Annotated in this window: 11 protein-coding genes; 4 read left to right on the plus strand and 7 right to left on the minus strand. The window is 59.6% G+C overall.

Annotated elements, in window-relative coordinates; all coding sequences use genetic code 11:
- Nucleotides 1-68: 68 nt before the first annotated feature.
- The 5 genes from JF535_RS14580 to purL form a co-directional block, all read right to left on the minus strand.
- Complete coding sequence (locus tag JF535_RS14580; RefSeq protein ID WP_207003336.1) at nt 69-809, minus strand: carbonic anhydrase family protein; 741 nt, start codon at nt 807-809, stop codon at nt 69-71.
- Between the two features lie 205 nt (nt 810-1014).
- Nucleotides 1015-1446 (minus strand): VTT domain-containing protein, encoded by a 432-nt coding sequence (locus JF535_RS14585; RefSeq protein ID WP_207003338.1) that lies wholly within the window; start codon nt 1444-1446, stop codon nt 1015-1017.
- Nucleotides 1443-2108, minus strand: a complete 666-nt coding sequence (locus tag JF535_RS14590) for a gamma-glutamyl-gamma-aminobutyrate hydrolase family protein (RefSeq protein ID WP_207003339.1) — start codon at nt 2106-2108, stop codon at nt 1443-1445. The genes JF535_RS14585 and JF535_RS14590 overlap by 4 nt, the downstream gene beginning before the upstream one ends.
- On the minus strand, nt 2081-3067 hold the full coding sequence (locus JF535_RS14595; protein WP_207003340.1) for an amidoligase family protein: 987 nt from the start codon (nt 3065-3067) through the stop codon (nt 2081-2083). The genes JF535_RS14590 and JF535_RS14595 overlap by 28 nt, the downstream gene beginning before the upstream one ends.
- 179 nt (nt 3068-3246) lie before the next feature.
- The gene (gene purL / locus JF535_RS14600; protein ID WP_207003342.1) at nt 3247-7125 is read right to left on the minus strand and encodes a phosphoribosylformylglycinamidine synthase; all 3879 of its coding nucleotides are present in this window, start codon (nt 7123-7125) and stop codon (nt 3247-3249) included.
- 531 nt (nt 7126-7656) lie between these two features.
- Here purL and mltF point away from each other — a divergent pair.
- From mltF to JF535_RS14620, 4 genes are all read left to right on the plus strand, one after another.
- Entirely contained in the window at nt 7657-9135 is a 1479-nt protein-coding gene (gene mltF, locus JF535_RS14605; RefSeq protein WP_207003343.1) for a membrane-bound lytic murein transglycosylase MltF, read from the plus strand.
- A gap of 233 nt (nt 9136-9368) precedes the next feature.
- Nucleotides 9369-9836: a hypothetical protein gene (locus JF535_RS14610; RefSeq protein WP_207003344.1), complete on the plus strand. Its 468-nt coding sequence runs from the start codon at nt 9369-9371 to the stop codon at nt 9834-9836.
- Between the two features lie 26 nt (nt 9837-9862).
- Entirely contained in the window at nt 9863-10144 is a 282-nt protein-coding gene (locus JF535_RS14615) for a PepSY domain-containing protein (RefSeq protein WP_207003345.1), read from the plus strand.
- A 388-nt stretch (nt 10145-10532) separates the two neighbouring features.
- Nucleotides 10533-10892, plus strand: a complete 360-nt coding sequence (locus tag JF535_RS14620; protein ID WP_207003346.1) for a hypothetical protein — start codon at nt 10533-10535, stop codon at nt 10890-10892.
- Between the two features lie 7 nt (nt 10893-10899).
- On the opposite strand, the gene JF535_RS14625 is transcribed toward JF535_RS14620, so the two are convergent.
- Both JF535_RS14625 and nhaA read right to left on the minus strand, forming a co-directional pair.
- Nucleotides 10900-11955, minus strand: a complete 1056-nt coding sequence (locus JF535_RS14625; protein WP_207003347.1) for a peptidase M42 — start codon at nt 11953-11955, stop codon at nt 10900-10902.
- A gap of 212 nt (nt 11956-12167) precedes the next feature.
- Nucleotides 12168-13655 carry a Na+/H+ antiporter NhaA gene (gene nhaA, locus JF535_RS14630; protein ID WP_207003353.1) on the minus strand — a complete coding sequence of 496 codons (1488 nt, stop codon included), beginning with the start codon at nt 13653-13655 and terminating at the stop codon, nt 12168-12170.
- Nucleotides 13656-13718 lie beyond the last annotated feature (63 nt).

Consider the following 13718-nt stretch of genomic DNA (forward strand, 5'->3'; position numbering starts at 1 on the left):
GCCATTCTGGCGGGCTTTGCATGGAAACCATTGGGTGAGAACGCCAGGCATTGCAGGCGTTACTATCGTCAGGCGAGCATTTCCAATCGACCATCGCTCAGGTGATACATAGCGCCAACCATTTTTATCTTGCCCTCTTTCTCCAGCTTCGACAGCACGGCGCTCTGAGTGCGAATTTGTTTGATCGAACGACGCACATTGTTGGCGGCCACAAGGTCCACAAAGGCCTCGTTCTTGCTACTGCGGTCACCCTCGTAGTCAGTCGTTTTTACCGCCGGCTGGATTTGATCCAGCAAACCGGTCAGCTTGCCCAGCTTCACATTGTCGATGGCACCTTTCACGGCGCCACACGCGGTATGCCCCATCACCAGAATCACTTTTGATCCCGCTGCGGCACAGGCAAACTCCAGGCTGCCGATAATGTCATCGTTGCAGATATTCCCGGCAACGCGGGCGTTAAAGGATTCGCCCAGTCCCATATCCAGCAAAATTTCCGCCGGCGTCCGCGAGTCGATGCAGCTCAGAATGGCCGCCGCGGGGTACTGCCCTGTGGCACTGGCACGTTTTTGCGCCAGGTAATCGTGCTGCTCCATCTTGCCGGAGCGAAAGCGTTCATTGCCCTCCTTCAGCATCGCAATCACATCGTCCGGGCTCATGGCGTCACGCTCTTTCTTTGTAAGCGCTGCCGCGAAACTCACGCCAGAAAAACTCATAAGGCCGGTACCTGCAGCCAAACTGGCTGCACCGACGGCCAACGCGGTTTTCATGGCCTGACGGCGGCTAGTACAGGAATGGGGTTTATTGCTCATGGGATTATCTACCTGCTCCAGGTTAAAGGTTTACGCGGCTTCGAAACCAATCAGATGGCTTTAGCGTCGTCGCATCGAGCCTGTAAATCAGTCTAGACAATCCCGGTACCGGCACTGCCACCAGATGGCGTAAGTGCACAGCATTGAGGGTAAACAGGGGCGTTCTTTTTATTCAGGGGGGGAGGCGCAGGTTTGGCAGGGACAACTAACTGAACACAGCGGACTGCTGCAGGAAAACCACAGACACGTAGCGCAGGCCCTTGCCTATTCCCACCAGCAAAATAAACAGCCACAAGCGCACCCGCATGATGCCGGCGATCAGGGTCAGCGCATCGCCACCTACCGGCATCCACGCCAGCAACAGGCTCCAGAAGCCATAGCGTTGGAACCACGCCTGCGCCCTGGCAATCTGCTTGTGGGAAAAATAAAACCAGCGCCGATCCTGAAAGTGCAGCAGGTAGCGCCCCAATACCCAGTTCACCACCGCACCCAGAGTATTACCCAGAGTGGCCACCGCAACCAGTAGTAGCGGATCGCCACCATCGCGCAGCATTGCAAACAGCACGACCTCGGAATAGAAAGGCAGAATGGTTGCAGCGAGAAATGCAGACGCAAACAGAACCAGATAGCTGATCACTTCGCTGCCTGCTTTTTCAGCCAGCGAAACAGGGCAAATTGGGCTGGCAAATAGAAAAGATATTCGGGATGCCATTGCACACCGATAATTGGGCGTCCGCTATCGCTTTCCACCGCCTGAGTAAACTCGTCAAGGTCGCGCCCCACTACCCGCAGGCCTTTGCCCAGACGCTTGATCGCCTGGTGGTGCAGACTGTTAACCCGCAGTTTACGCCTTGAGAGCTGCGCCAGGGTTGAGTCCGGCTGTACGAATACCTGCTTGGTTGGCAACAGGCCGGGACGATTGTACGTGCGGCGACGTAGGTTGCGGATATCGCTGTGTAGATCCCCCCCAAGCACGACATTGATCAGCTGCGCGCCGCGGCAGATACCCAGCAGCGGCAGCCGCTGCTCCAGGGCAGTGTTGATCCAGTGTATTTCCAACTGGTCGCGCTCAGGATCGGACTTCACTTTTTCCCGCAGGTCACCGTGATAGTGCTCGGGACTGATATCGTCACCGCCTCCGATCACCAGCCCTTGCAGGGGCTTGCCCGAGGGCTTGTGTCGCACACTGATCCGTTCCGGCGTGGCGCCCGCCAGCCACAGCGCTGCGGCAGTGCACCACCAACCCGGCGACCAGCGCCGCGCGGTCCCCGTTACACCAATGCGTGGTCGTTCAGCCATTGCTCGACAAATTCAGTCCATTGGTTGCGATTGACACCCAGTATTGGCTGGCTCCGCGCCAGAAACGCCTCGCCCAGTTGTGCCTGTAGCTCTGGCTGCGCCGCCAGAGCTTCCACCGCACACCAGGTATTCCAGCTGCTGGCCAGCGACCAATCGGGCTTTTCTATCTGGCAGTTGGGCAGGCGATAGTGGAATGCCGGACGCGGCTTGATGCGCGGATCATCCACCGCACGACGCACCCGCGTCTCATCGATTTCCGCCAGCAAAGGCAACAGATCAAGAGCGCGATTACGCGATGCATTGTATTGCAGGTAATCGGAGAAAATATCATCCATCGACGGCTGTTTTTGCTCACACAACAGACGCACATAAGCCTCTGGATACAGGTCAATGTAGGGACTTGCCCGCCGGGCAATATCGACTTTGTGCGCATCCACCAACCACCATTGCAGCAATGCAAAAGCGCGCAGGTAGCCGAACAGCGTTTCCGCGTCCAGCCGCGGGATCTCCGCGTTGATGTGCACACCGTAAGCCGCAATCAATGATTCTTCCGTGCCACGCGCACCGGCATCGCGCAGCGCAGGCACCAGCGCTTGCAACATGGGCAGCCGATCGAGCGGCAGTGGTGGGCAGACCACTTCAATGGGAACCACCAGCGCAGCCACCTGGCCCAACAGGTCGAGCCAACTTTCACCGCCCTCTTTGGCGCCGCTCTCAGACGCGTGGCGCTTGAGAAAATCCCAATCGATTTCGATATTGAAGCGGCCCTGCGCGTGATGCAGGGACATTTCTGCCGCCGAGTCTTGTTGCAGCTCGCCGCCCAGAGCTTGCGCTACTGCATTGGCGGCGGCTTGCAAAGTCAGGCCAGAAAATTCCAATTCGAACCCTACTCGCCGCGGGTTACCGGACGCGGTTTCCCGCACCGGGGGCATGTTAAACGCGGGCTCCTCTGTACTCATCGCTACTCCCCCAAACTGTGGTTGCGATCGTATCTGAAGTATTACCCTAACATGTGCCACTGCCCGATGTCGCATGACCGGCACACTGCGAACCAACACCGAACCGCTTCAGTATCCCGCCACACAAAAAAAAGCCCCGGCAAACCGGGGCTTTTCATCACTTGCGCGAAGCCTGTCGATTAGTCGACAAACACCCGCGCATTGCGGAACAAGCGCATCCAGCCGGAGTCCTCTTGCCAGTCGTCCGGGTGCCAGCTGTTGCTGACCGCACGGGCGACACGTTCCGGGTGCGGCATCATGATGGTGACGCGGCCGTCTTCGGAACACAGGGAGGTAATACCGTTCACCGAGCCATTGGGGTTGGCCGGGTACGTCTCGGTAATCTGCTGCTTGTTGTTCAGGTAGCGCATGGCGATGGTGCCGGACTGCTCGCAGTCTTCCAGCTGCTGCTGGCTGGCGAACTCCACACGACCTTCGCCGTGCGCAACGGCCACCGGCATGTAGGAACCAGCCATGCCCTTGAACAGCACCGACGGAGAGTCTTCCACGCCCACCAGCGCGAAGCGCGCTTCGTACTGCTCAGACAGGTTGCGCACAAAGCGCGGCCAGTGGTCGGCTCCCGGGATCAGTTCCTTGATCACGGAAAACATCTGACAACCATTACACACGCCGAGACCGAAAGTGTCCTTGCGATTGAAGAAGCCTTCGAACTGGTCGCGCGCGCGATCGTTGAACAGGATGGTCTTGGCCCAGCCTTCGCCGGCACCCAGTACATCACCGTAGGAGAAGCCGCCGCAGCCGACCAGGCCCTTGAACTGATCCAGTTCTACGCGACCGGACAGGATATCGCTCATGTGCACGTCGACGGCGTTGAAACCGGCGCGGTGGAAGGAGTGTGCCATTTCCACCTGGCTATTGACGCCCTGCTCGCGCAGGATAGCAATTTTCGGGCGTACACCTTTTTTGATGTAGGGCGCCGCGATGTCTTCGTTGATGTCGTAAGACAGCTTCACCGACAGGCCCGGATCTTCCTTGGCGCTCTTGGCGATCGCATCGAATTCCTGCTTGGCACAGTCGGCGTTGTCGCGCAGGGACTGAATGCGATAGCTGGTTTCAGACCAGATTTGCTGCAACTCGGCACGGCTGCGGCTGAAAATCTCTTTTTCTTCGCGCAGGATGCGCAGCTGTTCGTCTTCGTTGAGCGAACCAATTCGGTGGGCGGGAACACCAACGGACGCAAAGCGCATTGCCAGCATATCCGCATCGGCAGCGGGTACCTGCAATACCGCACCCAGCTCTTCATTGAACAGCGCAGCGATGGGGTCGTCACCCAGGTCGAAGATTTCCACATCAACGCCCACGCGACCGGCAAAGCTCATCTCCGCCAGGGTAGCGAAGAGACCACCGTCGGAGCGGTCGTGGTAGGCGATGACTTTTTCTTCTTCCAGCAATTCCTGCATTACATCGAAGAAGCCTTTCAGGCGCTTGGCGTCGTCGAGGTCTGCGGGGACATCGCCGAGCTGGCTGTAAACCTGCGCCAGGCAGGAGCCGCCCATGCGGTTCTTACCAACACCCAGGTCCACCAGCAGCAGTTCGCTCTCGCCCTTCTTCATCTTGCGCAGCTGCGGAGTGACCACCTTGCGCACATCGCTGACCGGGCTGAACGCGGAAATCACCAGCGACATCGGCGCGGTCACCGCCTTGTCGACACCGCCATCATTCCATGCGGTGCGCATGGACATGGAGTCTTTGCCCACCGGGATGGTAATGCCCAGCTCCGGGCACAGCTCCATGCCCACCGCTTCCACGGTGCGGTAGAGCTTTTCCTCTTCGCCCGGGTGGCCGGCGGCACACATCCAGTTGGCGGAGAGCTTGATATCCGACAGTTTTTTGATCGGCGCCGAGGCGATGTTAGTAATCGCCTCACCCACCGCCAGACGACCGGAAGCCGGAGCATCCAGCAGTGCCACCGGGGTGCGCTCACCCATGGACATGGCTTCACCGGCGGTGCTGTCATAGGCCACGGTGGTTACGGCACAGTCGGCCACCGGCACCTGCCAGGGGCCGACCATCTGATCGCGGGAAACCTGGCCGGTTACGGTGCGGTCGCCAATGGTGATCAGGAAGCTCTTGCTCGCCACGGTGGGCAGGCGCAGTACGCGTTCTGCGGCCTCGTTCAGGTCGATGCTGCTGGTATCAAACGCGCTGGTCTCAGGTTCGCGCTTCTCGGCTACCCGGTGCATCTTCGGCGGCTTGCCGAACAGCACGGACATGGGCAGGTCCACTGGCTTGGCATCGAACTGCTTGTCGTTCAGGGTCAGGTGCTTTTCATTGGTGGCTTCGCCCACCACCGCAAACGGCGCGCGCTCGCGTTCGCAGATTTTCTCGAAACGCGCCAGGTCCTCTGGCATCACCGCCAGTACGTAGCGCTCCTGGGATTCGTTGCACCAGATTTCCAGAGGGCTCATGCCCGGCTCGTCCGAAGGCACGTTGCGCAGCTCGAAGTTGCCACCGGTACCGCCGTCTTTGACCAGCTCCGGGAAGGCATTGGACAGGCCGCCGGCGCCCACATCGTGAATAAACGCAATCGGGTTCTTGTCACCCTGCTGCCAGCACTGGTCAATAACCTCTTGGCAGCGACGCTCGATTTCCGGGTTCTGGCGCTGTACCGAGGCAAAGTCCAGGTCTTCGGAGCTGGAACCGCTGGCCATACTGGAGGCGGCACCGCCACCGAGGCCAATCAGCATCGCCGGACCACCCAGCACAATCAGCTTGGCGCCGGCCTTGAATTCGGGCTTGTCCACGTGCTCTTCGCGGATGTTGCCGTAGCCACCGGCGAGCATGATCGGCTTGTGGTAACCGCGGCGCTCGCCATCAAAGTCTTCTTCGAAGGTACGGAAATAACCGCAGATGTTCGGGCGACCGAACTCGTTGTTAAACGCCGCGCCGCCAATGGGGCCTTCGATCATGATGTCCAGCGCGGTCACGATGCGCTCGGGCTTGCCGTAGTTCACTTCCCACGGCTGCAGGGCGCCAGGAATCTGCAGGTTGGATACGGTAAAGCCGGTCAGCCCCACTTTGGGCTTGGAGCCACGGCCCACGGCGCCCTCGTCGCGGATTTCACCGCCGGCACCGGTGCCCGCACCAGAGAAGGGTGCAATGGCTGTCGGGTGGTTGTGGGTTTCCACCTTCATCAACAGGTGGATCGCCTCGTGGCTGAAGCCATATTCCTTGGTGACCGGATCCGGGTAGAAGCGGCCTGCTTCGTGGCCGACCACCACCGCCGCGTTGTCCGCGTAGGCCGAGAGGACGTCTTCACCGCCCTTTTGATAGGTGTTCTTGATCATGCCGAACAGGGAGTTGGGCATGTCTTCGCCATCGATGGTCCAGCTGGCGTTGAAGATCTTGTGGCGACAGTGCTCGGAGTTCGCCTGGGCGAACATCATCAGCTCGACATCGGTGGGATTGCGCTCCAGCTCTTCAAAGCTGGTGAGCAGGTAATCAATTTCATCGTCCGCCAGAGCCAGGCCGAGGCTCACGTTGGCCGCCTGCAGCGCACTGCGGCCGCCTTCGAGCACATCCACACGGCCCATCTGGCGGGCCTCTTCCACCACAAACAGCTGCTCGGCCTGCTCCATCTCGGAGAAGACACTCTCAACCATGCGGTCGTGCAACAGGGCCACCAGATCGCTCCGTTCAGCCTCGGTTAAGTTGACCCCGGTAATGTAGTAGGCGACACCCCGCTCAAGGCGATGTATATGCGTCAGACCCGCGTTGTGCGCGATGTCGGTCGCCTTGGAGGACCAGGGCGAAATGGTGCCGGGGCGCGGTACCACGAGGATCAGCTCGCCTTCCGGCTGATGCTTCTCTTCGGTAGGACCGTACTGCAGCAGGCGCTCCAGAAGAGCCTGGTCCTTTTTGCCCAGCGTGTCGCTGTCGGCAAAGTGCACAAACTCGGCGTACACATCTGCAATCGCTGGCTGCAGGGCGCGGAGCTGGGTGAGGAGTTTTTGATGGCGAAATTTCGACAGTGCGGGAGCACCACGCAGAACTAGCATCGCGGGATTTGGCCTCTTGTCTGGATTTGAGCGCCTGCGGGCGGAAATATCTGGGTTACGAAGACGTTGCCACACAGGTACACCGGGTATCGGAGCGCGCGCATTGTACCCGAAGCACCGCCGCTCCAACACTGCCCCGCGCCATCTATTGACGGTTCTGCAACAGTAAAGTTGACCACCGCCGTCACGACCACCATACGCAGCCACCAGAACACAATCTCTGGCGCCTGCGGCTTCCCGAGATTGGCGCCACAGCCCCTGTTGCGGGCGCGAACTACTACACTTGATAGGTCAAGACAAGCCGATTGGTCACAAAGTGAAACCACTGTTTTAGCGCCTATTGGTCAGCGCACCGTGGTTTGAGGTAAAATTGCCGCGCTTTTGACCCGAGCCTGCGCAAATAATAGACAGCAGGCTTTGCGTGCGGGCGGCAAAGGAGCCGCCGCCCGCAGGAAATGGTGCTCTGGCGCGGGGTTTCCCCACGCGGCGAGCGCCCAAAATAAAGCAAGAACGGACGCAAGGGGACAACCTATGATCATGAAAAGCCGACTGTTGCGATACGGCCGCCGCCTGCTGAAGGGCGCGGCGCTGGCTTGCTGCGCCTCCCTGTTGGTGGCGAGCAAGGCCCCCAGTCTGCTGGAGCAGGTCAAGGCCTCTGGCAAGCTGGTCGTACTGTCCCAGAACGGGCCCACCACCTACTACGAAGACGCCAACGGCAACTACACCGGCTTCGAATACGGCATGCTGCGTGCGTTTGCCCGGGAACTCGGGGTGAAACTCGAAATCCGCGATGTGCACGATCTCAGCCACCTGTTCCAGGAGCTGGGCGACCCGGAGTCGGACGCGCACCTGGCGGCAGCCGGGCTCACCGTTACACCCGAGCGCCGTGATCAGGTGCGCTTTGCCCCCTCCTACTTCGAAATCCGCCAGCAGGTGATCTACCGACTGGGCGAATCCCGACCCCGCAGTGTGGCTGATCTGGCGGGCAAGAACATTGCCGTGATCGCCGGTAGCGCCCATGCCGAGCAGCTGCGCAAACTCTCCCACCGCTACGAAGACCTGCGCTGGGAAGAAATCTCCGACGTCGATGCCATGGAGCTGGTAGAAATGGTCAACGAGGGCAAGTACCACTATGCCATCGTCGATTCCAATGCCTACGCGGTACATCGCGGGCTCTACCCGAACACCCACATCGCCTTCAACCTGACCCAGTTCCAGCCGGTGTCCTGGGCCTTCCCGAGAAGCAACGACGACACCCTGTATCGCGCCGCGCGCAACTTTATGCTGCGCGCCAATACCGGCGGCCTGGTCGCCGAGTTGCGCGAGCTGTACTTCGGGCATGTCAGCAAAATGAACGTGGGCGGGGCCCAGACCTTTGCCCAACTCACCCGCAACCGGCTGCCCAAGTGGCGCGAAGAGCTGCAGAAAGCCGCCGATAAATACGATCTCGACTGGGAGCTGCTGGCCGCACTCAGTTACCAGGAGTCTCACTGGAACCCCCGCGCCAAATCACCAACCGGTGTGCGCGGCCTGATGATGCTGACCCGCACTACTGCCCGTGAAATGGGTGTGAACCGGCTGGATCCGGTCGAGAGTATCGACGGCGGTGCGCGCTACTTCCTGCAGGTGCGCGACAAGATTCCCGAGCGTATCCGCGAGCCGGACCGCACTTGGATGGCGCTCGCCGCCTACAACGTGGGCTATGGGCACCTGGAAGATGCGCGCATCCTCACACAACAGATGGGCGGCAATGCCGACCGCTGGTCCGATGTACGCGAACACCTGCCACTGCTGGCCAAGCGCCAGTACTACAAGCACCTGAAGCACGGCTATGCCCGAGGCTGGGAGCCGGTGACCTATGTGCAGAACATTCGCCATTATCAGGCACTGCTGACCTGGAGCAGCCGTATTGAAGAGCAGCGCCTGGCGGCGGCCGCAGCCAATGGCGATAGCGAAGCACTGGCAGACGCGCCGGCAGCGGAAGCCAGCGGATCCGCTCCCGCACTTTAAGTCCTTCGCTGTTGGCCCCGCCCCTGCCCCGTATTGAAAATCCCGGTCATCCGGGATTTTTTCGTTCTGCCCCCTCCCAATTCCCTTTCCGCATCGAAGTCCTGTGCACGCCTGCACACAAGAACCCTCAACATAAGAAAAAAGTACCGCGCAAGTCGAAAAAATCCTCCTATGCTTACTTCCAGTAGCCCGATCAATTCGGCGCCACCGCAACCTTGTCGCGAGGACTTCTTATGATGCGCTTTCTATTACTTGCCAGCTTGATGACCGCGCTCGCCCTGTATGGCTGCAGCCGCAAGTCCGAGACCCACGACCCCGACCAGGCCGCCGAACCGGCGGAGAAAACCGAAGTCATCGAGGAAAGCAAGGACACCGGAACCGGTGCGGCCGATGACACCAGCGTGCCCGGAGACAGCGCCTCCTCCTCAGCCGATGAAACCGATACCCGTTCTGACAACCCCAACAGTGAGGGGCAGCTGATCTGTAACGCCGAGTGGTTTGCCTGGGTCAATGGAGAGGTGATGCGTACACAGAGCGAAGCCATTACCGAACAATACCCCAGCGGCCTGCCGGAAGTGGGGTCGGCAGAGTGGTTCACTGCGATGGACAAGCTCACCGGTGGTGATGGCGCTCACGGACCGGACGGTGGCAGCGACGAGTGGTGTTTTATGATGCAACAGCGTCTTGGCAACCAGGACTGAGCGACGGATATCTTCCGGAGGAATCGATGAAAAATGTAAAGAACTCACTCCTCGCGGTCACCCTGAGCGGCATCGCGGCAGTGGCCGCATCGCAGGACAACAGCAAAGAGGAGATGCCGCCACCGGGCGCCATGGCGTTATCTACCATTGTCACCAAACTGGAACAGCAGGGCTATGTGCCTGTGGTTGAGGTTTCCCTCGATGGTGGCCGCTGGGAAATCGAAGCCTATAAGGAGGGCAAGCGCTGGGATCTCGAAGTGGACCCCAATAGCGGAGAAATCGTAAGCGCCAGGGAGGACGAGAGCTAACCCCGTTCCTCGTGACCTGTCACCTGTCACCTGTCACCTGTCACCCGCAACCGTAGCTGCAGTAACGGCAGCTACGGTTAAAAGTCTATTCGCACCAAACTGACGCGCGCCTTCAAGGTGAAACTGCGGGGCTTGACCTGCGCTCCGAGCCTGCATCTGCTAGCAATGGTTTCAGGAGACATGCATTGCCTCACCTGACCACGAACTGCCATCATCACTTGGGATTCCCCCCCACCGAGCCTATCAATGGCAGGATAAAGGCAATTTGGGGAAATCCATGCTGTATGCCGCTGTATCACGTGACCCTTTCACGCTCAGCCGTCCACCAAGCAATCCAGCACATCGCTCGCGGCACGGGCGGTTCACCGCTCTCGCGGCCGGACTGCTGATGTGCGGAGCCATCGTCGCCCACGCCCAGCAACCCGGGCCATTCACGGCCCAGGACTTCCAGTTCCCCGGGCAGGCCACAGGCCCCGAAATACCCCCGCACCTGCACGGGCCAGACCTGGATGGCAGCACGCCATCAGAAGTCGACCTGAGTGCCGCGGCGGTGCGCGCGCGCTTGCAACGACTGGGCTTTCACCGCTTTGACCGTATGCAGTTTCGCCACGGTTACTGGAATGTGGTGGCCTACCACGGCAACAAAAAACGCCAGCTGACGGTGCACCCGGCAACTGGCGTCATTCGCTCAGACAAGCCCTACTGCAACAACCGGTGCAATCGCTACCAGCGCAGCGACGAGTTCTGACACACCCTCAATCGTCCGCGGCAATCGCAAACAGCAGGTCACTGAAGGCGCTGTTTGCCGACAGGGACGCCGACTCTTCCATGGTGTGGTAACCCGTGGTGGGAATCTGCAGGGTGGTGCCCTGCACAAATCCCGATGAAGCACTCACGATCCGCCCCAGCTCCGTACTGCCAAGGGACTGGGGCTCCTGCCCCTCTGCGACCACCTTCTGGTTCAGCGCCTCGATATAGCTGTCTTTAAAGCTGTAGCGGATGCCCTGCGCCTCACACAGCTGTGCCAGGCGCGCCGTGGTTTCTGGGTGGAACTCGGCGTTGGCGTCGCGGCGACGCAGCACAACCTGCTGCGCATCCGCACTGGCGCGATCCGGGTAAGGACTGGTATCCACCACCACCAACTTGGTGGTACCGCCATTGAAGCGGCGAAACCACTCCAGCAAGTAGCGCCAGCTGCTGCCCGATTCCTCCTGGGCGGTAAAAAATGTCGTGCCCTGAAAGCCAAGGCTGTACAGGTGGACCAAGTGCGCGGCAGTGAGTACATTGTCCAGCTGCGCGCTCAGAATACCGTCGTTGATTTCCAGCCGGTCGGTAAACGCCACCGGCGTGCCAGCCACCAAATGCTCCAGACCCGCCACCTCAAAAATCAGGTTATTGCGGTAACCACACACATACGCGCGGCGGATTTCCCCGGAACCGAAATAAGAACCCGACCAGGGCTCGTAGGCGGTTACCGGGACCCCCTGAAAGCGGTCGACGATCTTGGTCATGAGTTTTTCGGAAACGGAATTGCCCAACAGGTCGGAGCGGCGGCCAGACACAAAAGCCGCATACTGAAACTCATTGGGGCCAGTGCAGATCAAGCCGTGGCGATCAATATGCGCCGAGAACTTGGCACTGTTGGGGCGCTGACCCTGAGCAACCAGCAAGCCCTCATACCAGGTAACCTGTGCCCCGCGCTCTTCCAGCTCGCGCTGCAATACGCGGAAAAAAGAGTGCTCCGCACCCACCACACTGGGGCTGCGCACGAGTAACTTCAGAAGATCGACAAACTGCTCGGCTTGTTGCATTGGCAAACTCCTCACCGCCGGACACCGGCTACCTGGCGCGAGTATAGCGAGCAAAATCCTCGGCAAGCGACTGTTTTCTGATACCGAATCACTGGGAGGGAATGCCCCCCAATCCCGGCAACACACCGCGCAACTGGCCAGGAGCGCTGCGCGGTGCTTATTTGGCACCGCTTACCGGTCGTGGGCTGGCGCTGCCAGCCCGAGCTGCCCCATCAGGGCAGCTTGCGGGGCTCGCCCTGCCCCTTGTCGGCTTCACTGCCATCTGCAGATGTGGAAGCTTCCGCCGCCAGATCACCGTGATCGGAAAGCTGATCCGACTGGGTCGACTCCTCAATCGGCGCGCGGCGCAAAATCAGGAAGCCCGATACACCGGCAATCACCGACGCCAGTATTACCCCCGCTTTCGCCTGAATCAGCATCTCGCTCTGGCCGGCAAATGCCAGTTCCGAAATGAAGATCGACATGGTGAAGCCAATACCACCCAGCAGTGCCACACCGATGATGTGATGGAAGGTCGAGTGCTTGGGCAACTCGCCCCATCCGAGCTTCCAGCCAATCCAGGTGGCGCCCACAATACCAATCAACTTGCCGAACACCAGGCCGCAAATCACGCCCAAGGTGAGCGGGTTGAACACCGCTTCGGAACTGGTAAAGCTGTCGAACGGAATACCCGCATTGGCAAGGGCGAAGATAGGTACCACGATGAACGCTACCGGAGTATGCAACCGGGTTTCCATTCGCTGCAGCGGCGACTGCACCAGGTGAATGCCGTTGTCTAACGCAGTGACCCGCGCACGCAACGCATCATTAGCAATAATCTTGTCACCGGGACGGAAGCAGCGATCAAAGCTGCGGATGATGTCTTTCACGAACGTACTGAACGCCACCGGGTCGTACTTGGGCTTGGCTGGAATTGCCATCGCGGTAATTACCCCCGCGAGCGTAGCGTGGACCCCGGTGACATAGAGTGCATACCACAAGAGGATCCCCACAAATATATAAGCTGGCAACCGGCGCACCCCGGCAACCTTCAGCAGCCAGAGAATACCCACCAGAACACAGGCAGTAACCAGCGCAGCCATGTTGACTTCTTCGGTGTACCAGATGGCAATCACCAGAATTGCGCCCAGGTCATCCACAATCGCCAATGCGACCAAGAATGTCACCACAGCCCGCGGTACGCGATTACCGAGGATTGCGATACACCCCACAGCGAACGCAATATCCGTGGCCATGGGAATACCCCAGCCACGCTCGGATGGCGTGCCGCCGTTGAGTGCATAAAAAATGAGCGCCGGCACAACCATGCCACCGACCGCCGCCATCACCGGCAACACGGCATTCCTGATCTCGGACAGCTCGCCAACCAGGAACTCCCGCTTCAATTCCAGCCCCACCAGCAGGAAGAAGATGGCCATCAAGCCATCGTTGATCCAGTGATGGAAACTCATAGAAAGTGACCAGTCGCCGAAGTTGTAACTGACCGGCAGATGCAGAAGGTGCTTGTAGGCCTCCTGCCAGGGCGAATTGGCGATAATCAGGGCGATCACCGCACAGATCATCAGCAATACACCACTGCTACTTTGGCGGTGTATAAACTCTTCAAATGGCGTCACAAGACGACCGAATGCGTTCTCCAACGGGGCCTCGAACACCTTGCCCTTACGCACTCTAAACTTGCTCAGCACATTATTTGCCATCGAAAGCCGACTCCTGTGATTTTTTACTGCCTGTGAGAAGTATGGAACTCTACAGCGACTTCT

Origin of the sequence: Microbulbifer salipaludis, from assembly GCF_017303155.1 — a bacterium.
In the GTDB taxonomy this organism is placed as follows: Bacteria; Pseudomonadota; Gammaproteobacteria; order Pseudomonadales; family Cellvibrionaceae; genus Microbulbifer; species Microbulbifer salipaludis.